Source organism: Glycomyces sp. YM15 (assembly GCF_016918015.1).
Taxonomy (GTDB): domain Bacteria; phylum Actinomycetota; class Actinomycetes; order Mycobacteriales; family Micromonosporaceae; genus Glycomyces.
In genome coordinates, this window is sequence record NZ_JAERMK010000003.1 from 111,442 (window position 1) to 133,454 (window position 22,013).

General features: G+C 68.2%; 18 protein-coding genes and 1 pseudogene. 6 read left to right on the forward strand and 13 right to left on the reverse strand.

The features are described 5' to 3' along the window. Positions 1-98: 98 nt before the first annotated feature. Entirely contained in the window at positions 99-608 is a 510-nt protein-coding gene (locus tag JHY01_RS04865) for a hypothetical protein (protein ID WP_205324481.1), read from the forward strand. Between the two features lie 513 nt (positions 609-1,121). Here JHY01_RS04865 and JHY01_RS04870 read toward each other — a convergent pair. After that, positions 1,122-1,436 carry a cupin domain-containing protein gene (locus JHY01_RS04870; RefSeq protein WP_205324482.1) on the reverse strand — a complete coding sequence of 105 codons (315 nt, stop codon included), beginning with the start codon at positions 1,434-1,436 and terminating at the stop codon, positions 1,122-1,124. Between the two features lie 56 nt (positions 1,437-1,492). On the opposite strand from JHY01_RS04870, the gene JHY01_RS04875 reads away from it, so the two are divergent. Continuing rightward, entirely contained in the window at positions 1,493-1,780 is a 288-nt protein-coding gene (locus JHY01_RS04875; RefSeq protein ID WP_205324483.1) for a helix-turn-helix transcriptional regulator, read from the forward strand. Positions 1,781-1,831: 51 nt separating this feature from the next. Here the strand turns inward: JHY01_RS04875 and JHY01_RS04880 are convergent. Next, positions 1,832-2,591 (reverse strand): annotated as a pseudogene (locus tag JHY01_RS04880) (IS5 family transposase). A 602-nt stretch (positions 2,592-3,193) separates the two neighbouring features. Further along, positions 3,194-3,841, reverse strand: coding sequence for a DUF4333 domain-containing protein (locus JHY01_RS04885; RefSeq protein WP_205324484.1), 648 nt, complete (start codon positions 3,839-3,841; stop codon positions 3,194-3,196). A gap of 597 nt (positions 3,842-4,438) precedes the next feature. Between JHY01_RS04885 and JHY01_RS04890 the strand changes: the two genes are divergently transcribed. Next, a complete protein-coding gene (locus JHY01_RS04890; RefSeq protein WP_205324485.1) occupies positions 4,439-4,957 on the forward strand; it encodes a hypothetical protein in 519 nt (172 codons plus the stop codon). Between the two features lie 354 nt (positions 4,958-5,311). On the opposite strand, the gene JHY01_RS04895 is transcribed toward JHY01_RS04890, so the two are convergent. The 4 genes from JHY01_RS04895 to JHY01_RS04910 form a co-directional block, all read right to left on the reverse strand. Continuing rightward, a complete protein-coding gene (locus tag JHY01_RS04895; RefSeq protein ID WP_205324486.1) occupies positions 5,312-6,415 on the reverse strand; it encodes a ricin-type beta-trefoil lectin domain protein in 1,104 nt (367 codons plus the stop codon). A gap of 421 nt (positions 6,416-6,836) precedes the next feature. After that, positions 6,837-7,619 carry a hypothetical protein gene (locus tag JHY01_RS04900; RefSeq protein ID WP_205324487.1) on the reverse strand — a complete coding sequence of 261 codons (783 nt, stop codon included), beginning with the start codon at positions 7,617-7,619 and terminating at the stop codon, positions 6,837-6,839. 215 nt (positions 7,620-7,834) lie between these two features. Next, entirely contained in the window at positions 7,835-8,476 is a 642-nt protein-coding gene (locus JHY01_RS04905) for a response regulator transcription factor (RefSeq protein ID WP_205324488.1), read from the reverse strand. After that, complete coding sequence (locus JHY01_RS04910; RefSeq protein WP_205324489.1) at positions 8,473-9,615, reverse strand: sensor histidine kinase; 1,143 nt, start codon at positions 9,613-9,615, stop codon at positions 8,473-8,475. The genes JHY01_RS04905 and JHY01_RS04910 overlap by 4 nt, the downstream gene beginning before the upstream one ends. A 403-nt stretch (positions 9,616-10,018) precedes the next feature. On the opposite strand from JHY01_RS04910, the gene JHY01_RS04915 reads away from it, so the two are divergent. Then, entirely contained in the window at positions 10,019-11,719 is a 1,701-nt protein-coding gene (locus JHY01_RS04915; protein WP_205324490.1) for a protein-arginine deiminase family protein, read from the forward strand. A 155-nt stretch (positions 11,720-11,874) separates the two neighbouring features. Here JHY01_RS04915 and JHY01_RS04920 read toward each other — a convergent pair whose 3' ends face one another. Further along, entirely contained in the window at positions 11,875-12,552 is a 678-nt protein-coding gene (locus JHY01_RS04920; RefSeq protein WP_205324491.1) for a response regulator transcription factor, read from the reverse strand. Next, positions 12,552-13,769 carry a sensor histidine kinase gene (locus JHY01_RS04925; protein ID WP_205324492.1) on the reverse strand — a complete coding sequence of 406 codons (1,218 nt, stop codon included), beginning with the start codon at positions 13,767-13,769 and terminating at the stop codon, positions 12,552-12,554. The genes JHY01_RS04920 and JHY01_RS04925 overlap by 1 nt, the downstream gene beginning before the upstream one ends. A 189-nt stretch (positions 13,770-13,958) precedes the next feature. Between JHY01_RS04925 and JHY01_RS04930 the strand changes: the two genes are divergently transcribed. After that, positions 13,959-16,172 (forward strand): MMPL family transporter, encoded by a 2,214-nt coding sequence (locus JHY01_RS04930; protein ID WP_205324493.1) that lies wholly within the window; start codon positions 13,959-13,961, stop codon positions 16,170-16,172. Between the two features lie 107 nt (positions 16,173-16,279). Here the strand turns inward: JHY01_RS04930 and JHY01_RS04935 are convergent, their stop codons facing one another. From JHY01_RS04935 to JHY01_RS04950, 4 genes are all read right to left on the reverse strand, one after another. Next, positions 16,280-17,467: an alpha/beta hydrolase gene (locus JHY01_RS04935; protein WP_205324494.1), complete on the reverse strand. Its 1,188-nt coding sequence runs from the start codon at positions 17,465-17,467 to the stop codon at positions 16,280-16,282. Between the two features lie 157 nt (positions 17,468-17,624). Continuing rightward, complete coding sequence (locus JHY01_RS04940; protein ID WP_205324495.1) at positions 17,625-18,329, reverse strand: TetR/AcrR family transcriptional regulator; 705 nt, start codon at positions 18,327-18,329, stop codon at positions 17,625-17,627. Positions 18,330-18,536: 207 nt separating this feature from the next. After that, positions 18,537-19,676: a sensor histidine kinase gene (locus JHY01_RS04945; RefSeq protein WP_205324496.1), complete on the reverse strand. Its 1,140-nt coding sequence runs from the start codon at positions 19,674-19,676 to the stop codon at positions 18,537-18,539. Continuing rightward, entirely contained in the window at positions 19,673-20,332 is a 660-nt protein-coding gene (locus JHY01_RS04950; RefSeq protein ID WP_205324497.1) for a response regulator transcription factor, read from the reverse strand. Before JHY01_RS04950 ends, JHY01_RS04945 begins: the two co-directional genes overlap by 4 nt. A gap of 227 nt (positions 20,333-20,559) precedes the next feature. Between JHY01_RS04950 and JHY01_RS04955 the strand changes: the two genes are divergently transcribed. Further along, positions 20,560-21,885, forward strand: a complete 1,326-nt coding sequence (locus JHY01_RS04955; RefSeq protein ID WP_205324498.1) for a heparan-alpha-glucosaminide N-acetyltransferase domain-containing protein — start codon at positions 20,560-20,562, stop codon at positions 21,883-21,885. Positions 21,886-22,013: the final 128 nt, after the last annotated feature.

A 22,013-nucleotide genomic window follows, 5' to 3' on the forward strand; every position in this document is an offset into this window, starting at 1 on the left:
CAAAAGGACGAAATGATCATCGAAAGTACTTTTGATATCTCTCTTCACTTTGGCATACAGGTTTGCCAGAGTGTTTTTTGTTGTTCCAGACTTGACCTATGCAGCGACTGATTCGTGTCTTCGAGGATTTCGTCTATCGATTCGATCGTGGTGTCGATGTGCCGTTGGAAGCGGCGCATGCCCTGGTTCGCGGCCTTGAAACTCCGGGCCTGGTCGAACTCGCCGGGATGCATCGCAATCAGACACTCGACATCGAGGATCTGATCCCACAGGTCATCGACGAACTTGGCATTGCCATCGCTGCGCGCAGCACGGTGGTCGAGCGGCGGGCGAGCGAGATTGCGTCCGGCTACCTCGCCGGCGATATCGCGTTCATCGACGGGCTCTCGGGTGTGTTGTCCTGGCAGACCCAGTATTTCGAGGAAGGCTACGGATATCGGTGCTGTGATTCGATGCTTTGGCTTGAGCCGTGGCTCATCTCCGTTGACGACGACGGCGACACGACCTACTGGTTCGGCTCGCAAGCTGCCGCCAAGGAGGCGTTCAGGGAGCACTGTTCAGCGATGGTCGAAGGCCGCAAATGCCCGAAGCCCGAGAAGAGCCGCTAGCGGTCACCTCGTGCTCCGTGACGCTCGAAGCAGTCTCTTGATGCTGGAGAGGCTGATCCCGTGGCGGTCGGCGAGGACCTGTTGGCGGACACCCTCTCGGTACGCGGACACGATGGCGCTCCTGACTTCGTCGGACAGGCGGCGGTTTAGCGCCCAGGCGGTGACGGTGCTTTGGGGTGATGGCGCGGGGTCAGGATTTTTGACGGGCCGGGTGAACAGGTCGGGGAGCTGGTTTGCGTGGGTGTTGAGCTGGGGTGATGGGTTCAAGTAGGCCGTTGCAAGCTCCACAGAATCGGATATTCAGTATGAGAGCGGTCATCAGATTGGTGGCCGCTCGCTGCTATCTCAAAGGCGATGCTCGGCGAGAAGACCTCGCGGTGGTTGTCGACCCTGAAGTGCTGGGCTACTAAGAGCGTGTCTCAGTTGGCGGTTCGATCCGGTCCCAGGTGATGGCGACCGGCTGTATAGCCGGTCAACACTCTTACGCGCTCGCTGCTCGCGCGGACCTGTCTTCTACCCCTCGGGGTAGAAGAGGAACAGTCTGCAGCCCGTGGTCGATTGCGGTACGTGGCTGGAGCCGGCCGGGCAGTGGATGAACGATCCGGCGGGGTAGTCGCGGACCCCGTCGTTGAACACTCCGGAGACGACGAAGACTTCTTCTGGGCCTGGTTCGTGGATGTCGAGGTTCGGCCATACAGCGCCCGGCGCGATGTCGACGACGTAGGACTTGCGATCGGCCGGTCCCTGCCACATCTGGCGCAGGGTGATGCCGTCAGTGAACTGGTGGGCCGGAACCTCGTCGACGTGCGACCAAACCATCTCGGCCATCGGACCTCCATATATCAGTAGATGATGATATGAAGAGAATATATCATTGTCTCCTGATGGATTACCGTGACGTTGACGACCGCTTGTTCGACATCGGCAAAGCCCTGAGCTGCCGCCTCCGCCTGGCACTGCTGCACGCACTCGCCACCGGCGACGCATCGGTCGGCGAGCTGGTCACCAGCACCGGCTCCACCCAGCCGAACGTTTCCAATCACCTTGCCGTGCTGCGAGACGCCGGTCTGGTCGCCGCCGACCGCAACGGCCGCGTGATGCGATACCGGCTGGCCTCGCCAAGAGTTCGCGACCTGGTCAAAGCCCTCAACGATGTCACCGACGAGCATTGACCGGCTGCCTACCGGGAACATGGGCGGTCGCGGGGCGCGCGAGGGGACCTGCTACTTCACGAGTTTCTTGTAGCAGGTGATGGCGGCTGCGAGGGCGAGGAATGCGGCGAAGAGGTGGCCGTGGCGCTCATATCGGATGGTCAGGCGGCGGTAGCCGCCGAGCCAGGCGATGGTGCGTTCGACGGCCCAGCGGTGGCGGCCGAGCCGAGTCGAGGACTCGATGCCGCGGCGCGCGATGCGGTCGCCGATCCGGCGCTCGCGCAGTGCGCGATGGCAGTCGGGGATGTCGTAGGCCTTGTCGGCGTGGAGCTTCGCCGGTTTGCGGCGGCGTGGCCCGCGCCGAGACCGGATCTTGGGATGCCCTGAACGAGCAGCTCCAGTGCTTGGGAGTCGTGGAGGTTCGCGGCGGACACCGCCAGGGCCAGGGGTAGCCCGTTCCGGTCGGTGAGAATGTGGACCTTCGAGCCTGCTTTGCCGCGATCGACCGGGTTTGGGCCAGTCAGCGATCCCCCTTTTTGGCGCGCATGCTCGCGGCGTCGACGATCGCCCTTGACCAGTCGATCTCGCCGGCGGCGCCGAGCCGGTCGAGGACCGATCGGTGGAGCTTCGCCCACAGCCCGGCCTCGGACCATTCGGTGAACCGGCGGTGCGCGGTCTGGTGCGAGACGCCGAAGGAGGGCGGCAAGTGTCGCCAAGCGACACCGCTGGTCAACACGAACACGATCGCGCAGAACACGGCCCGGTCATCGGCCCGGGCGATTCCGCCGCCCTGCGCGCGCTTCGGCGCGACCGGAACCAGCGGCTCGACCATGTCCCAAAGACCGTCGGGTACAAGACGTTTCGCGAACTTGTCCACACCTGAGTAATACCAGATGCCTTGCACGCCAACTGAGACACGCTCTAACTGACCCGATGTGTCGCAGACAGCCTGAGGGATCCTCGATCAGATTGGATCGGCACCTGTTCATCGCCACCTCCTGCATCACCGCCGACTCGGCCGAGCGCTTCTGGCTCTCCGCGACCGCGCCACGATCGTCGGCTCCCGCATCGAGATCTGAACGCTCACAGGCCAGCGTGACCGCGAACCCAATTAGGAGGCTGACCGCGGCCCGGCCGATGAGCGTCAGGTCCCGTTGCAGAACGCCGCAACGGGGGCCGAAGCCGGGGCCGAGGACCATGCGCCGACGATGAGGATCGGCTGGTCCAGCAGGGCACCAATGACCGGCACCGAGCAGGACCCAAATCGAGCACCACGGCTGCGATGGTGATCCCGGGCATGCGCTCGGCTAGGGGCATGAGGGGGTACGGGCGCTGGGTAGGTCATGTCGTGGGATTCCAACGGGTCAGGCACTTGTCGATTGCGACAGCGAGTTCGCGCTGCCGGGTCGCGGGGCGGCCCGGCAGCGCACGGTCCTAACGGTTCAACGGGGTCTCATCCACCACAGCTTCGAAGTTGAAGCTGCCGGCCTCGACGTCGATGCTGGTGACCGTGATGGTGATGGTGTACTCCGCGTCTGTTGAGACGTCGATCAGCACGCAGGAGTGGATCGCACCCTCATACAGGGTCCTCGTAGTGGCGTCGCCACAGTCGATGTCGTTGCCCGCCCCCCATTCGGCCGCCACCGCGTCTGCGACCGCCGCGGCGAAGTCTGGGGCGGGAACCACGATGCTGTTCGCGTCGGCGGCCGTTGCCGAGGTGTCGGCCTCGGCGGGATCGGAGGTCGGGTCCTCGCTGGGGGCGTTGTTGGGCTCAGAGGCCACTTCCACGCTGATCTCGTATTCCCTGCCTTCGACGCTGGTGAAGGTGATGATGGCGTCGTATTCGGCGCCGGTCTTGGTGGAGGTCGCCACGCAGTCGACCTCCTTGCCTTCACTGACGATGATCGAGTCGTCGTCGCCGCAGTCGAGGTCGGGACGCGATCCGGTCTGCTTCTCCAGGGCGTCCGCGGCCAGTTCGGCGAGTTCTCCGCCGGAAACCGTGGGGCCGGCTTCGGCAGTGCACGCCGCGAGTCCGAGGAGGGCGAGGACAAAGGGCAGGGCCGCTAGTTTTCGGCTGGGCACAACGGGGCCTTTCATTAGCTGGGTGAGGATTGCAGTCTCCTGGCGTGCTTGACGCCTCCCGGAGGAACGGCGAGCGTTCCGCTTGCGGCGGTGCTTCGCCTCGGCCTGCTGCGGCCGTGGACGATGCCGACTTGATCCGATAACTAGGCAATTTTTCCCGCAGGATGAGTGACATACAAGGCGGGACACCGGCGGGACACCGGCAGGCCACTGCCAGCGCGAGGCGAGGGACCTCGTGACACGCGGCCAGCCGCTAACGTTCTGGATGCCGCTCCCCAACCCCCCGCGGCCCGAACTGAAGGACAAACCCTCATGGGGCAGACGCAGTACCGCGGAGCGCCGACCGGTACTGGGACCGCGGCCGGGACTGACGCGAGCCCAAGGGCTCCGTCGAAGGCGTCTTCCATCTTCTGGAATTCCCCGACGGGTCCAGCATAGTCTTGGGCATCGACAGCCCGGTCTGACAAGCGGCAGCCTCGCCTCTCGACCGGGAAACGGGGCTTGCGACGAGGGCGATGGTGCTGTTCCGCGAGTTGGCTGTGGCAGAGCCCGATGCCTTCCCCGCGAAACTTGCAGCCGCCGAGACACTCCGAACCGTTGAAAGCGGTGTTCGAGCGGCGGGTCCGGGAGATTGCCGCCGCGTACTCGGCCGGGGAACGCGAGTTCAGCGATGCGCTGTCAGGCATCCTCGCGTTGTTCTGGCGCAGACTTTGCTCCACGAGATCGTCCAGCGGGCGTCTCAGGCCACGATCTGCCTGGTCTCGGCGCAACCTGACCGACCAGATCCCGCCCGTCATCGACATCGCGATCCCGCGAGGCCACCGCCGCCCCGTCACCGAAGCGCCGGTCGCCTGGCATTCCTTCGATCCCGAGACCTTCACCGTCGGTCGCACCGAATTGGAGCTCGATGAGGAAACCGCGATCGGTCTATATGGACCCGAACGGAGCATCATCGACGCTTTTCGTCTGCGACAACTCGAAGGCCATGAACTCGCTGTCGAGGCCGAACGATGGCTGCGTCGCCCTGCGACATCCCCGGCCGCCATCCTTGCCATGGCCAGCGACTTCCCGAAAGCGCGCCCCGCGCTGCAGAACGCCTTGGAGATCCTGCTGTGAACGAGCGACCGACCCGAGCGACCGCAGCCGACCGCGCCTACCTCGATCTGCAGAACCTCGCCCGCCGCGACCGTCCGCTGGCGGTTAGTGGTCGAGGATCTGGTGTGCCAGATCCCTGACGCGGCTGCGTGGTCCGCGCCAGCGCGACCGTCGCGGTGCCGATGACCGCGGCCGCGCCCGCCGCGGTGCCATCGTCCAGTCGCTGTCCGGGTTCGGCTTCGCGCTCCTGAGCGCGCCCCTGCTGATCGCGACCATCGGCGGGCCCGAGGCCGTATCGATGGTCGCGATCGCAGGGACACCTGCAACGTCGCCGTCCTTGTCGTGCTTAACAATCTGCGAGACGGCACGCCGTAGTTACCGTCTGGTCCATTGCTGGTTGACCTGTCCGCTGCCGCAGGTCCAGAGCTTGACCTTCGTGCCGTTACTGGTGCCCCAGCCTGAGGCGTCCAGGCACAGGCCGGACTGCACACCGGTGATGGTGCCGTCGGCGTTGACGTTCCACTGTTGGTTGGGTTGTCCGTTGCAGTCCCAGATCACCACCGCGGTGCCGTTGCTGGTGCCCTGGCCGGAGGCGTCCAGACACTTGTTGCCGTACACCATGAGCTGCTTGCCGGGGGTGTAGGTCCACTGCTGGTTGGAGCCGCCCCAGCAGTCCCACAGCTGCACGTCGGTGCCGTTGTCGGTGCCGAGCCCGGTGACCTCGAGGCAGCGGCCGGACTGGGCTCCCACGATCTCGGTGCTGTCCGTCGGCGTGCCGATGCTGCCGGGTACCGATTGCAGTGCGGAGTACCAGACCGCGGCCATCTTGTCGTATCCGGCGGCGGTCGGGTGGACGCCGTCGTCCAGGTCGGCGGCGGTCAGGGCGCTGTGCATGTCGACCAGGTGCACGTTCTTGCCGGCGTTCACCTTGCTCTGCACGATGCCGGGGATCGCCGCGTTGAAGCTGTTCACCGCCGCGTCCCCCTCGCTCCATCCGAGCGGAGTGATCTGCGCGACGAACACCTCGGCGTTCGGCGCCGTCGTGGTGATGCGGTCGATCAGTGCGGACAGCCGGTTCGGGGCGCCGGCGACATCGTGGTTCTGCAGGATGTCGTTGGTGCCGATGTGCAGCAGCACGGTCTGTGGCTGGTAGGTGTTCAGCCAGTCGACGATGTTCGCGTCGATCTGGTCGATACGCCAGCCGGGGTGGCCTTCGTGATCGTGGTCGCCGAGACTTCCCGGGCCGTTGAACTGCGACCCGACGAAGTCCGCGGTGTACCCGCCGTTGACGAGGTGCTGCCACAGGCCGATCCGGTATCCACCCGGCGTGGCCGTGCCCTCGGTGATGGAGTCACCCAGCGGCATGACCCGAACCCCGCCGTTCGACTCCGCGCTCGCGGTACCGATCGGCATCGCCACCATGCCCACCATGAGACCGAGCGCCACGATCGGTCCGAGCCACCTTGCTCTTGTTCGCATCTCTTGTTCCTTGAATTCGTAGGATCATTTCCATTCCAGGCGGCCGTAGGGATCCGGGCTCGGTCTCGCGCCAAGCACGCCCGCTACCTCAGGAACGCCCGAGCCGGACCTGCGTCATGCCGCTAGCGCTGCAGGGTCAGCAGACCCGGCCGATAGGACAGTTATCGCTCACATATCGCAACCTGGTTCCGAAACATCTGATGATTATTCCGGCGACTCGAACTATAGAGAGATCTCTATGTGTAGTCAATGGCTCGACCGGAGTTTGTTGGCACACCTAGCGTTAAATTGCCGCTTCGAGCGCCTTTACGGTCGTTCACTGAAGGCCGGCAAGTGGTCTCCGGCAGCGATCGTGCCGCGACAGGAGGTTACCGGCCTGCGGGCGATCATCCTGTGGTAGCGGTCGCCTCGGTCGGTCCGGCTATTGCCATACGGTGCGGGTGTGGGTGGTCTGGAAGCCGAGCCGGGCGAGGTTGTCGTGGCTGGGCGAGGCGAATGCGACGGTGACGACTGCCAGGTCGCTGTCTTCGGCGGCGTCGCTGAGGCGTCGGGTGATGAGGGCGCCTTGGCATCCGTGGCGGCGGTAGGCCGGTAGTGTCGCCGCGCCGGCGAGGTAGCTCGTGCCCTCGTGGGTGAACAAGGCCCCCGCTGCGGCCGGGTGGCCCTCGACGAAGGCGATGTATCGCCGTATCCCGCGTGTGTGGTGCTCTATCGAGAGCATGGTGCGGAACTCGATCGCCTCTGAGTCGACTCCGTAGCCCTGGTACAGGATCTCCATGTAGCGTTCGTCGTCGTCGATCTCGTGGACGGTCACGCTGCCCGATGCTTGGACGGGGGACGGCCGGGCGTGCAGTATGGCCGTCGGGCGGCCGGGCACCAGACCGGCATCCAGTAGGTCGCGGTGAAGGCCTGCGTCGGAGTCGCCCGCCCAGACCTCGAGCGCCGGGTGCAGGCCGTGATCGTTGTAGAAGGCCAGCATTTCGTGGAGTGCGCCGCGCTGTTCCTGCCGGAAGGGTCTGGCCTTGTTGTACGGGACGTGCTGCGGTAGTTCGGCCAGTCGAGTGGCGAGGGCGGAGCCGAAGTGTCCGACCGCCGCACCGGGAAACGGTTCGGCGGCCACGGCGAAGTCAAGTTCCGCCTTCCGCAGGACCGTATCTTCGGCTCGCTCGATGACCCGCGCCAACCGCATTCCTGTCCCGCTCATGTCGCCACGCTACCGATTGCATCCCGGTTCGATCGTTCTCGCCTCGCTTCCCGGACCAACCGCTTGACACTGGAAAGGTCGACGCAGTATCGCTCGGCGAGCGTCTTCTGGAGTGCACCAGACCATCGGTCAGGCGAGGAAGATTCCTATTTTCTTGGCCAGCAATGCATCTCGTACATGTTGTGCCGCGAACGGGTCGCTTCCTCGCTGCGCGGTCATGGGGTGGCGAGTCCGGTTCTCCAGGCCCAGGCGGCGATGCCGACGCGGTTTCGGGCCCCGGTCTTTCGCTGAGCGTTGGCGATATGCGTCTTGACGGTGCCGGCTGAAATGAACAGGTCGGTGGCGATCTCGGCGTTGGACTTGCCTTCTGCCACCAGTCTGACCACCTGCCGTTCGCGTTCGGACAGGCCGGGTCCGTTCTCGGGATCGGGCTTGCGTTCGGCCAGGCCGGTCAGGAGTCGGATGGTGAGCGACGGGCTGATGAGGGTGTCTCCGGCGACCGCGGCGCGGACGGCCTCCACAAGCAGGGCCGGCCCCGAGCGTTTGAGGACGAAGCCGGAGGCGCCTGCGTCCAAGGCGGTGCGGACGTAATCGTCGTCGTCGAAGGTGGTCACGACGATGACTTTGGGCGGGTGGGTTTCGGCGTTCAGCCGTTTGAGGACTTCGATCCCTTCGAGTCGCGGCATGCGGATGTCGGCGAGTACGACGTCGGGGCTGAGCCTGCGGGCGGCTGCGAGCGCCGCTTCGCCGTCGGCGACCTCGCCGACTACGCGCATGTCGGGTTGGGCGTCGAGGATCATGCGAAAGCCGTGGCGGACCAGGTCGTGGTCGTCGGCGATGAGGACGCGGATGGTCACAGCGGCAGCACCGCGGACAGGCGCCAGCTCTCGTGGTCGTCGGGTCCGGCATCGAACGTGCCGCCGAGGCCGTTCACCGAGCCCTCCAGCTGATGCAAACCTTGACCTCCGGCGATCCGGGTCTGGTGTCCGCCGTTCGATGCAGGTGGCAGGTCGTTGGCGACCTCGACCGCCAACGCGTTCGGGAGTCTGTTCAGGGAGATGCGGACGTCGGCGGCGTCGGGTGCGTGTCTGCGGACGTTGGTCAGCGCTTCGGTCACGATGCGGTGCGCAAGCGCGCTGACCGTCTCGGGGATCGTGACATTGGTGAGTCCATGGTCAATGGCGATGCTGGTCCTCGCGCCTCCGGTCTCCTCGAATCGCCGTGCCAGGACGGCGATGTCGGCAAAGCTGTGGCCCTGGTCGCGCAGGAGAGCGTCGTGTTCGCGCAGGAGGAGGACCGTGCGGTCGAGCGAGGAGAGGGCCTGCAGCCCGGCTGTCTCGATGCGGGCGAGTGCGGCGAGCGCCTGGGCGGGTTCGCCGACGATCTGTGCCGCTTGGGCTTGAACGACGATGCCGGTCACGTCGTGGGCGACGTAGTCGTGAAGGTCCCGCGCGAGTGACAACCGCTGCGCGCGGCGCGCCTCGCCGACGGCCCGATCCCGTTCGTGCCGTTGGCGTCGCACGAACCGACCGACCGCGGCTGCCGCGACCGCGGCAACAGTCCACAATAGAACCAGCACGGCGAGTTCTTCCGGGGCGGAGGGCGGGTCCATTCGCAGGCCGAGGCGCAGCGGCGACAGCCCTATCGCGATGCCCGCGGATACGACGGCTGTCGCTTCGATTCTGGTCGCGGCCGTGCTCGAACCCAACGCGACCAGTGCGACCAGCACGGCGGTCTCCGCGATCCACCACGCTGCGGCACGGTTCGAGGTCGCCGCTCCCGGGTCGGCCGTCGCCATGAGGGAGACAACCGCGACGGCCAGCAGCGCCCATGGTCGCTGACGGTCTCGCAGAATCGGCCTGGCGGCAAGGGCGGCTGTGGCCAGGGCGGCGGGCGCGGACGCCGCCGAACCGGTGGCGAACGCCTCCGACACCGCCAAGCCGACCACAGCCGCAGCGGCCGTCCAGCGTGCCGCCGGTTTGATCCACTGCTGCATGGGAGCCAAGTCTAGAGACGCGCGCCCGGCCCGCCCTCTGCCGAAGGGCAGAGCGGGCGCATATGAACGGCCTGAGAATCAGCCGCTCGGGGATACCGTCCCGCACTCGCCTCGACCAGAGTCGACGGCATGACAGATCCGAGAATCAGACACCGATTCCGTTGGCCCGCATTGATGTTGGCTTCCTTGCTGGCGCTGGGGTCGGGGGGGGGGGGGGGGGGGGGGCCCCCCCCCCCCCCCCCCCCCCCCCCCCGCCGGGGCCCACCCCCCCCCCCGCGCGGGGCCCCCCCCCCCACGGCGACCCGCTCCCGCGCTGCTGCTGGCCGACACGAACCGCGACGGTCGTGTCAACGCCACCGACAGTGCGGGCAGGAGCGAATGGACGACCGAACGGGGCGCCATCGTGGTGCCCAACCTCGACGACGACCTCGAGGCCTGCCCAACCGCTGGAGCCGATGGGGAGCGGCTCGGCGACGACGCCCTGGCGGCCTGCTCGGATGGCGCTGACGAGGTGGTCAACGGCGCGGCCGACCTCCTCGACATGGCATCGCTGCGGATCAGGCCGATGCGCGGCATCGGGGACAGCGCGAGTGCCGCGATCAGTGTCGACGAGGCCTCGGCGGCAACCGCGCGTCTGTTCGTCCGCGACGGCGACGACTACGCCGTGCTCGGCCCGAACGAACGGATCGCCGCCGACCGTCTGCGCGGCGGCATTGACCTGGCCCTCGAAGCCACCGACTTCACCCGGGACTCGGAGGGATGGGACGGGTTCGTCGACGTGACGCTGACCGTGCGGGACGGGCGATCCGTCGAGTCCGACCAGGTGCGCGTCCGTATCGCGCCGCTGCTACTGAGCCACGAGTTGGCTCCGATCGACCGACTGATCGTCGCCGACAACAGGACTGGAGTGGAGGCCGCCGAACGGGACGGCTACGACCCTGATGTCGAGACCCCTGCCGTCCACGACGGTGAGGAGGCCTTCCGCCAAGACTTGGTCGCCGGCCTGGAGTCGGCCGGGCTCGACGGACGACTGACCATGTACCCCACCGGCGATGACCGGTGGATGCGGGACCAGTTCATCACCGGCTACGCCGCCATGCCCGGCCGCGACGGCCTCCCGCACACCATGACGGTGCTGCTGCGCTCCGCCGTCGTCGATCCAGAGGGCAGCACCGCCGAGTTCCCGCTGCGCGATGCGGGACGGCCGGTGTTCTCGCTGCTGCGCGGGGCCGACACGGCCGCGGTCCAGGCGTACAGTCCCGACCGGGTCGGCCAGGACGAGTACAACGCCTTGTGGGGTTCGTTCAGCTCCACCGGCAATGTCATCGTCGCCCCGCCCCATGCCACTGCAGAGGGCACCTGGCCTGCTGGAAGGATCCTGTACGGCTCGGACGGCGGCGACGCCGCGCCCGACCCCTCGTTCGTCGAGCTCCTTGAGGCGCAAGGCGACCAAGCGCCGCTCGCGATCGACACGAGCTGGCTCGGCGTCGGCCATGTCGACGAGTTCCTGTCGTTCACCGCCGCCGAGAACGACCGCGGCTGGGCGGCGGTCGTCGCCGACCCGGCGCTGGGTACAGAGCTGCTCGAGGGGCTGGTCGACGACGGCCTCGGCGGCCAGACCCTCGTGCAGGGCCTCGAAACGGGCCCGGCCATGACCGTGGAGGAGGCATTGGCGTCACCGGAGCTGATCGAGGGCAACCGGATTGCGACGGACGGCATCGAGGCTGCGGTTGCGGTCCTGACCGCGGAACTCGGTCTCGGGGAGGAGGAGATCGTGCGAGTCCCGGCGGTGTTCACCGAACTCGTCGTCGATGGCTACCCTCGCCAGGACATCGTGGCGAACCACATGCCCGCCATCGTCAACGGCGTCGAAACCGGCACCGGCACCTTCCTCGCCATCAAACCCCACGGGCCACTCGACTCGGCCGGGCGGGACGTACTCGCGAACAGTGCCGAAACGGCCTTCAGCGCCGCGGGCAGTCGGATCGCCTGGGTCGAAGCCTGGGACTACGGGCACGCGGTCGGCACCGTGGGAGGAGAGGTCCACTGCCTCACCAACGCCCTGCGCGATCAATCCGCAACCGAGCCATGGTGGCGGGTCTGAACGTGTTCCGGGTTCTCGGCCTTGTGGGCGAGAACCCGGAACACGGCGGGCAATGATCATTTCTTCATCGAGTGCTCGCGGGCTCAGGCGCCTCGGAGGACGGTCGTGACGCTGCCGATGGCGTACTGCGCGGATTCGGGCCGAGAGGCAGTCGACTAAGGGGTCACGAGTCCGGTCTGAAAGGCGATGACCACCAACTGCGCGCGGTCGCGGGCGCCGAGCTTGCTCATGGCGTGGCTGACGTGGGTGCGGGCGGTGGCCGGGCTGAGGAACAGCTCAACCCCGATCTCGTCGTTGCTCAGCCCTCGCCCCACCAACGTGAGCACCTGGCGTTCGCGTTGGGTCAGAACGGCGAGTCGTTCCTCGCCGGCCTTCGATGCGGCGCGACTCGCGGTGACCTGGCCGATCAGCCGCCGAGTGATCCGCGGAGCGAGCAGCGCGTCGCCGGCCGCCACCACTCGGATGCCGTGCAGGAGCTCAGGCGGGCCCGCGTCCTTGAGTAGGAAGCCGCTTGCGCCGGCTTGCAGCGCCTCGAATACATAGGCGTCGGTCTCGTAGGTGGTCAGGATCAGAATCCGTACCTCCTCGAGTCCGTCCATCCTGACGATCTCGCCGGTCGCCTCGATGCCGTCCATCGACGGCATGCGGATGTCCATGAGGACGACGTCGGGCCGTGTCTCGCGCGCCTGCTTGACCGCTTGTGCGCCGGTCGCGGCCTCACCCACTACCTCGATGTCGTCCTCGAGGTCGAGCAGCGCTCTGAATCCCGATCGGACCAGGACTTCGTCGTCGGCGAGCAGCACTCTGATCGGTCGGCCTTCCAAGACACCCATCAGAGTGCCGACCCGACGGGGGCGTGCGGCAGCCGCGCAACGACCTCGAATCCGCCGCCGGCCCGGGGACGAGCGGTGACATCGCCGCCGAGGAGCTGGCAGCGCTCGCGCATGCCGAGGATGCCCCTTCCTGAGCCCTGCTCACCAGCGAGTGTTACGACGGCACCGCGTGGTGCCCTCTGGGAACCTTCGTCGACCACCTGCACCTCGAGTTCGTCGAGGCCGTATGCCAACGAGATCGTGACTTGCGTGGGGCCGACATGCCGGATCACGTTGGTGATCGACTCCTGCACGACCCGGTAAGCGGTGCTGTCCACTGCGCTGGGCAACTGGTACGGAGGCGGACTCGCATCGAGCCGGACGTCGAGTCCGGCCTCCCGCGCCCGTGCGGTGAGGTCGCCGATCTGACCCAACCCGGGATGGGGCTCCCGCCCGTCCGCCGGGTCCCGGAGCACGCCGAGGATGGTGCGCATCTCCTGCAGCGCCGCGGAACTGGCGTGCTTGATGGCCTCCAAGGTCTCTCGCACGCGTTCCGGTCGCTTGTCCAGCAGATGCGCGGTGACCCCCGCTTGCACGTTGATGACCGCAATGGCGTGGGCGACGGTGTCGTGCACTTCGCGGGCGATCCGGAGCCGTTCGGCGTCGACTCGGGCCCGCGCCTCCTCCTCACGGGTCCGCTCTGCCGCCTCGGCGCGTTCGACGGCCTCGGCAGCGATCACCCGCCGGGATCGAACTGATTCGCCCAAGGTCGCCGACATACCTGAGATGCCGATCCTGAAGAAGACCCAACCGATCGCGGACGCCGGTTCGATGCCCTGCGCGGCGACCAGCCAGGCGGTGGCGAGCACCGCGATGGCCGCGCCGGCGACCGCCAGCGACCGCCGCCCGTCCCCGTAGGCGGTGACGGTGTAGAGCGCGACCATGAGCGCCAGTCCCCCTGGACCGTCCGGAAAGTCGAGGGCGTAGTAGGCCGCGCTGGCGGCCCCTGTGGCGAGAAGGACCGGTACCGGCCAGCGTCGGCGCACCGCGAGTACGAGCCCGCTCACGATCAGCAGGACGGTTCCCAGGTTCCCGAAGTCGCTGAGCGGTCGCGACACCACTTCGGACCTGGCGGCGATCTGCAGGACGCCTTGCACCTGCATCGCGGCGACGAAGGACGCGAGCATCACGTCCTGCGCCGCCACCGGCATGCGAACGGACGTGACGCGGTCGAACATGCCGCAATCATAGGGCGATCGCGAAGGCCCGGAGTCCGACGCGAAGCGCGATCGTGTACGTCGAGGAGCGCGGCAGGGATGCAGGTCGCTACGCGAATCTGCGTAGACGCCGCCATCCGCCGACCGAAGACGGACCCTCCGCCGGAGCGCGACGATGGACAGCGACGACACCCATCTATGGAGGCTTCCATGACCGATGCGCCCCGACCCGATCAGGGCCACGACCGAGCCGATGCGGTCCCCGACCGCCCGATGGCGTCGCGCGCCCGCCCCACCGGGATGCGTCGGTTGGCCGGACTCGCACAGCGGCACCGCTGGACGGCCCTGATCTCCTGGGTCGCCGTCCTCGTCGGCGTCACCTTTGCAGCGCAGGCGATCGGCGACGACTACAGCAACGGCAGCGACGTCTCCCTGCCCGGCAGCCAGTCGCAGGCGATGGCCGACCTGCTGGAACGGCACCGTCCCGAACAGAACGGCGACAGCGTCACCGTGGTGCTCCACGACGAGCGAGGCTGGGACGCCGACGTGGACCTCGCCGGGCTCAGCGAGGGCTTGGCGGCCATCGACCACGTCGAGCAGGTCACGCCGCCCGACCCGCGGCTCGGCACCGTCTCGGCCGACGGCACGGTCGCACTGGTCGACGTGGCACTGGACGTCGAGCGGGGCGGCGCCCCGAACGAGACCTACGACGAGCTCATCGAAGTCGCGGGCTCCTATAGCGCCGACGGCCTGCAGGTGGAACTCGAAGGCAAGGGCATCAGGAAAGTCGAGAACGGCGGAGGGTCCGGAGCAGAGGGAGCGGGGATGCTCGCGGCACTGGTGATCCTGATCTTCATGTTCGGCTCATTCCTCGCGGCCAGCCTGCCGCTGATCACCGCGGTCTTCGCCGTCGGCACCGTGCTCGGACTCGCAGCGCTGCTCTCCCACCTGATCGCAATCCCCGACTACACGACGGCGCTGCTGGTCCTGGTCGGACTCGGCGTCGGCATCGACTACGCCCTCCTGGTCTTCAGCCGCTACCGCGGCGAACTGCTGCGAGGCGCGGACCGGCCCGAGGCCACGGCGACGGCCCTGGCCACCGCGGGGCGCTCGGTGCTCTTCGCCGGCGCCAGTGTCATCCTCGCCATGGCCGGGCTGTTCACGCTCGGCATCGCCGCGTTCGAGGGAATGGTGACCGCGGTCGCCGTGACCGTGCTCGTGACGATGGTCGCCTCCCTGACCCTCCTGCCCGCACTGCTCGGACTGTTCGGCAAGCGGATCGAGAAGCAGGTCCGCAAGCGCGCGGCCAAGACCAGCCGCGAACCCGGCGAACGCTGGCGCCGCTGGGCACGATTCGTGCAGCGCAAGCCTTGGCCGGCATTGCTCGTGTCGGTGATCGCGCTTGGTGCGTTGGCGACCCCCGCACTGGGCATCCACCTGGGATTCAACGACGCCGGCAACGACGGCGAGGACACCACGACGCGGGCGGCGTACGACCTCATCAGCGAGAGCTTCGGGCCCGGCGCCAACGGGCCGTTGCTGATCGTCACACAGGGCACCCGGGAACAGGCGGAGGCCGCTCACGCGGTCATCGCCGCAGATCCCGGCATCGTGGCCGAACGCGTGAGCCCTCCGACGCCCATCGCCGACGGCGTATTCCTGATCCGGGCCGAACCGACGACCTCGCCCCAGGATGAGGCCACCGCCGAACTGGTCACCGACCTGCGCGACGAGCTCGGCGAGCCCCACCTGGTGGGCGGTCCCACTGCGGCCACCATCGACTACTCCGGAGCGATCGCGGACCGCTTCCCGCTGTTCGTCATCGTCGTGATCGGACTGTCCGGTCTGCTGCTGCTGAGCGTGTTTCGGTCGGCGGTGATCGCGGCCAAGGCCGCCGTGCTCAACGTGCTCTCTATCGGCGCCGCCCTTGGCGCGATGAAGCTGGTCTACCAGGACGGGTGGCTGTGGGCCGACCCCGGCCCGATCGAGGCGTTCATGCCGGTCTTCATCTTCGCCATCGTGTTCGGCCTGTCAATGGACTACGAGGTGTTCCTGCTGTCGCGGATGCGCGAGATCTGGACGGCGACCGGCGACGCGCAGCACGCCGTCCGCGAAGGACTCGCCCACACCGGCGGAGTGATCACAGCGGCCGCGGCGGTGATGATCGTGGTGTTCGGGTCGTTCGCGATGATGCCTGACCGGATGCTGCAGCAAGCGGGCTTCGCGCTGGCCGTCGCGGTGCTGATCGACGCCGTCGTGATCCGATGTCTGGCGGTCCCGGCGGTGATGCGCCTGCTCGGTCCGAAGGCGTGGTGGCTGCCGCGCGCCATGGACCGCCGGCTCCCTCAGCTCGACGTCGAAGGACGCCCCGAAGCGGCCCGCCCGCCCGAACGCGAGCCGGAAGCGGCTTCGCACTCCCGCTGAACCACCCCAGGACAGAAGCCGACCGCCAGTACGACGCTTCGCCGCCCCTGCTCGCCCGGCCTCAGGTCTGAGACCGGGCGAGTAGTCTCCGGACAGCTCGTCGAGAGCTATCGCGCGTACTCACCGAGGAATTCCAGCGTCGCCGGCCGCAGCGCCTGCGAACCCCACGAGCCCCACCGGCCGGTGAAGCCGTGATGCGACCATGCCAGGTCCAGCTCCGAGACCGGGACGCCGGCCGCCCTGAGCGCTCGCGCCAGCACCGCGCCCTGGTCGAGTGACACGAGCCGATCTGCTTCGCCCTGCACCATCATCGTTGGAGGCGCTTCGGCGTCCACATGGGTCAGCGGCGAGGCCGTCTCGTAGCGGCCGGGTTCCTCGTCCAGGCGCGCGCCGAGGAACGGGGTGAGGTAGCCCTCGGCACTGGCGGGCATGTCCGAGTCGGCCGCGAGCGTGGTGAGGTCGGTGGGAGCGAACCAGGACGACACCGAGGCCACCGGAGCGTCCTCGACGGCGCATGAGGGCGTGAACCCCGGGTCGCCGACGGTGTAGGCGGCCATCATCGAGAGGTGCCCGCCCGCGGAGTCGCCGACGAGCGAGACGGTGGCGGGATCGGCCCCGAACGCCGCAGCGTTGGCGCGCACCCATCCAAGTGCGCACTTGACGTCCCCCACCGCGTCCTGCCAGCGCGGCGGAGAAGCGAGCCGGTAGTCGATCGAGAAGACCGCGTAGCCCTGGTCGGCCAGCCACTGCTGCCAAGGGGCGCTTTCGGATCGCGATCCGCCGGACCAGCCGCCGCCGTGCACGTAGACGATCGCGGGCGCCGGGCCGCCGGTGTCAGCGGGCTCGTAGACGTCGACTTCGAGATCCTGACCGTCCACTGTCGCGTAGGTCTCGGTCGCGTCCGGCATCGCCTCCGGCGCGGCGGCGAAGTACTCGCCCCAGGACACGTCGGCGTCGCGTCCCGCGGCGATCCATGGGACGGCGCACATGAGCGAGGCCGAGATCCCCGCGAGGATCCCGGCGGTCGCGAGCGCCCGGCGCCGAACCCGCCACGCGCATATGGCAATGGCGATCCCGATAAGGCCGAACACGATCAGGGTGCCGGTCAACCAGGGTACGAGCATCGCGACCACGCTCACCGTGTCCTCGGCGGGACCGAGCGGGATCGGGCCGCTGAAGAACGCGAGTCCGATCAGGATGGTCAGTGCGGCGGTGGCCCAGGCGAGTCCGCGCCCGAGGCCGCCGATCAGGCGGCGCCCCGGCGATCGGCGCGGTTCGGTTGCAGCGTCGGTCATCATGTCCTCCTCAGCTTGCGCACACTGTGCGCTTCATGAGAACACTGTACGCATCATGTTGAGCGGTGTGCAAGAGGGGCCGCGCGTTGGCATCGAACTGTTTGGAGCGCAAGGAAAACGGGCGGCGCTTTCGCGCCGCCCGTCCTGGTGATCGAGGTCAGGGCTTGCGGTCGAGCCGGGCTTGAAGCCCGTCCAAGATCAGGTCCAGCCCGAACGCGAAGGCGTCCTCGCGGTACGCGGCCGGGTCGTCGTACGCCCCGGCGGCGGCCGTCTCGTTCAGGTGGTCTTGCGTCTCCCGCAGTCCCGCAACGAGTTCCGCCTCGGATTTGCCGCTGCGGTCGACCAGGTCCAGCCACGCGGCCTCACTGGTCGCGGTGCCGACCACGTAGGCGGTGACAGCGCTCATCGCCTGATCGGCCTCCAGCGGGTCGAACCCGCCCGCGCCGAACACGTCGAGCATCCGCTGTGAGACCCGAGAGAGATTGGGACCCAAGTAGGCCAGACCTACCTGCCCGAGCACTCCGGTCACCCACTTGTGGCGCAGCGCCATCGCACGCAGGCTCCGCGCCGCAGCGGCGACCCCGTCGCGCCAGCCGTCCCGTCCACCCGGCTCGGGCACCGCCACCTCGCCGTACACCTCGTCCACGACCAGTTCGAGGAGCTCGTCCTTGTTGGCGACGTGCCGGTACATCGAGGTCGCGCCCGCGTCGAGCCGCTTCCCCAGCGAGCGCATGCTCAACGCCGCCAAGCCCTCCGCGTCCAGCAGCTTCAGCGCTGCGGCCACGATCCGCTCGCGGCTGAGCCCGGCGGGCTTCGCAGTGACCTCGCGAGCCCATACGGACGGGATCGACGGTTCAGCCATGGCAACCTCCTGCAGCTCCCGGCGAGGATAGCGCACACCGTGCGCACCGAGCGCCGCCTGTCGGTCCGCTGCCGGGGAAGCAGGTGAGGGTCTCCGGTGAGTTGCGGGAGATCAGTGGAGCTGCAGGCCGGTCGGATGCAACCGACGTGCCTGCGGCACCACAGTCCGGGCGGCGGGTCAGAAGAGCAGGAGCAAGCACTCGGATGCTCAGGCCATCGCCTGCAGCGGCACGCGCAGCGCGACCCTCCAGCCCCCTGTGTTCGTCGGCCCTGCTTCGAATGCTCCTCCGAGCAGTTCCGCGCGCTGTCTGAGGCCGATCAGTCCGTGTTTTGCGCTGGGCAGCGGCATCACCGGTCGTTTCGGTGCCGTGTTGACGACCTCTGCCAGTACGGCACCGTCGTACTGGGCGACCTGGACGCGGACCGCGGCGCCGGGAGCGTGCTTGCGGGCGTTCGTCAGCGCTTCCTGCACGGTGCGGTAGATCGCCCGCTGCACCGGGGGGCTGAGCTCCGGCAGCGGTCCCGTCTCCAGCTCGGCCCCCATGCCGGCGTTGTCGACGAGTTCGCCGAGCTGCTCGAGTGTGGGCTGTGGTGCGAGACCGTTGCCCGCGCCGCCTCCTGCGCGCAGCACGCTCACCATGTACCGCAACTCGTCCAGCGTGCGAGCCGCCAGCGTCCGGATCGTGTCGGCGGCTTCCTTCGAGACCGATTCCTCGGTGCTCACCTGCAACGCCCCGGCCCGCACCGCGATCAGGCTCACCTGGTGCGAGACGACATCGTGCATCTCCCGGGCCAGGTGGGCGCGCTCTTGCGCCAGCACCCGCTGCGTCGCCAGCGCCTGCTCGTGCTCGCGGACCTCGCTGATCTCCTCCAGGCGCCGTGACAGTTCCTGCTTGGTCTGCACCAGTTGTCCCAGGAAGACCGCCGCACCCGCGGGCGCCAGCGAGTACACGCCCCACACCGGCAAGGCCGATTCGGCGAGGATGTCGCCGCCGCCCCACCACGGGGCGATCGTCAAGCCCGCGTACACCAAGGCGCACCCGCTCAGCAGCCACCGGTTCCGCGTCGAGCACGCGACCGTGAACAGCGCGATGAGCGACGCCGCCGACTGGCCCATCAGCAGCGGCATCGGCAGTGTGGCGATGAAGACCGCCAACGGGAACCGGCGACGCACCGCCAGAGCGAGCACCCCGGCCACGAGTACGGCGTCGTCCCACCAGTTCCCTGGCATGTGGTTGAACCACAGGTCGGCCCCGGCCACGGCGATGAGGGCCGCGTCGAGGAGTACGGCGGGCCCGCGTGAGCCCGAATGCCACCAGGCCGTCAGGCGGGCCGCGACCGAGCTCATCGCTGCTCGCCTCTGTCGAGCAGGCCCGCGCGTTCGGCCAGGAGCGCGGCCTGGACCCGGTTGGCGACCTGGAGTTTGGTGAGGATCGCCGAGACGTGGTCTTTGACGGTGCCGACGCCGAGGTAGAGGCGGGCGGCGATGTCGGCGTTGGACAGTCCGTCGGCGAGCTGCACGAGGACGGTCCGCTCCCGGTCGGTCAAGGTGTCGATGAGGCCGGTGTCGGCGGGCCGCCTGCGGGCCGAGGCGAGGAAGCCGTCGACGACGGTGGAGGTGACTTTGGGGGAGAGGACCACGCCGTGGGCGGCGAGCGTGCGCACTTGCAGGGCCAGGTGGTCGGGGGCGGTGTCCTTGAGCAGGAACCCGGCCGCGCCCCGGTGGAGGGCGGCGGCCACGTACTCGTCGTTGTCGAAGGTGGTGAGCATGGCGACCACGGGCGGCGAAGGCTTCGAACGCATGCGGTCGAGCACCGTCAGACCATCCACATCAGGCATACGGATGTCGAGCAGGACGATGTCGGGGTGCAGGCGTTCGGCCTCGGCCACCGCGCGGGCGCCGGTGACCGCGCCGACGACCTCGATGTCCGGTGCGGCGTTGAGGATGAGCTCGATGCCGCTGCGGATCAACGCCTCGTCGTCGACGATCAGTACCCGGATCACGGCCGCTCCTCGCTTGTCGGTTCCACGGATCGATTCGTAGCACGGCCGGACCCCGCCGCGCTTCCGTCGCGGCCGTTCCGCGGCGATTGCCGCCGGTCGGCGGGGGTGCTTCGGTCGGTCGGCGGGCGAGGAGTCCCCGCCAGGGGGGAGCGGTTCCCGCCGTCTGCGGAGGCGCGGCGGCCCTTCGCCGGATGGGAAGTGCGCCCGCGCCGCCGCAAGCTGAGTCCATGACTGACACCGACACCGTGCGGAGCGAGCGGACACTGCGGCTGGTCCGCACCGACCGCGAGACGCCGCCCGAACCGAAACCACCGCAAGGCGGCGCGCTCGGCCGCGTGCTCGGGCTCGACCTGGCCCGCGCGCTGGCGATCTTCGGCATGTTCTACGCGCACGTGGGACCGATGCAAGAGTTCAAGGATCCCGTGGTCAACACGATCATGCAGATTCCGCACGGCCGTTCGTCGGCCCTGTTCGCGATCCTGGCCGGATTGTCGCTGGTCCTGCTCGCGGGCGGCCGCCGCCCGCTGCCGGCGCTCGAGCGCCGGCAGCGGATCGTGAAGATCGTCATCCGGGCGGTCCTGCTGATCGCCCTGGGTACGGCGCTGACCCTCTGGTTGCACACCGACATCGTCATTCTGGCGTTCTACGGTCTGTTCTTCCTGCTCGCGCTGCCGTTCGTGCGGTGCGGCGTCAAGACGCTGGCGGTCCTCTCGGCCGCGTTCGCGGTCGTCGGCTCCGTGGTCTTCTACTGGATCTCCATGGCGCAGCCGGCGTTCGTCACCGCGCTCAACGCGCACGACCCGATCACCCGCATGGGCGCCGACGGCCTCGGCCGACTGCTGTTCACCGGCCTCTACCCGGCCGTCCCCTGGCTCGCCTACATCTTCGCGGGCATGGCGATCGCCAAGCTCGACCTGTCCGCCAAGCGGGTGCGCATCGGCATGGCCTCGGTCGGCGCCGGACTGGCGCTGGCCGGTTACGGACTCTCGTGGGTGCTGCAGAAGGTCCTGTTCGCGGGAGGCGGCATGGGCGGCGGCTCTATGAGCGGCGGATCCGGCTCCTCCGGTGCGAGTACGGCGTCGTCCTCGACGGGCTCGGGCTCGACCGGGATGAGCGGTTCGGGCTCGTCCGGCACGTGGTCCGATTCGATGAGCGGATTCGATCCGTGGTCGTCGGACATGCTGCAGTTCCTGCTCTCGGCCTCGCCGCACTCGGGCACCGCGTTCGAGCTGCTGGGCAACCTCGGCATCGCGATGCTGGTGATCGTCGGATCGGTCGCCCTGCTCGACCGGTCCGCCCTCGCCCGCAAGCTCTTGACGCCGATCACGGCGGCCGGGGCGATGTCCCTGACCCTGTACGTCGCCCACCTGTGGGCCCTCAACCACGTCCCGTCGAACAGCGACGGCGGCGCGGTCACCGCGGCACTGGCGGTGTGGGGCTGGTTCTGCGCGGTGGGCATCGCGTTCGCCTTCGTGTGGTCGCGGTTCTTCAAGCGCGGACCGCTCGAATACCTCATGCAGTGGGCCACCGGCCCGGCCAAACTGGTGCGCTGATCGACTACAGCGCTGTCGCATCAGGAGGCCGCCGGGCCGGAGTGATCGCTCCGGCCCGGCGGCCTCCCGCCACTTGACACAAGGAGACCGACATTACCCCGACAGGCCTGACGAGAGAGCGTGCGGCC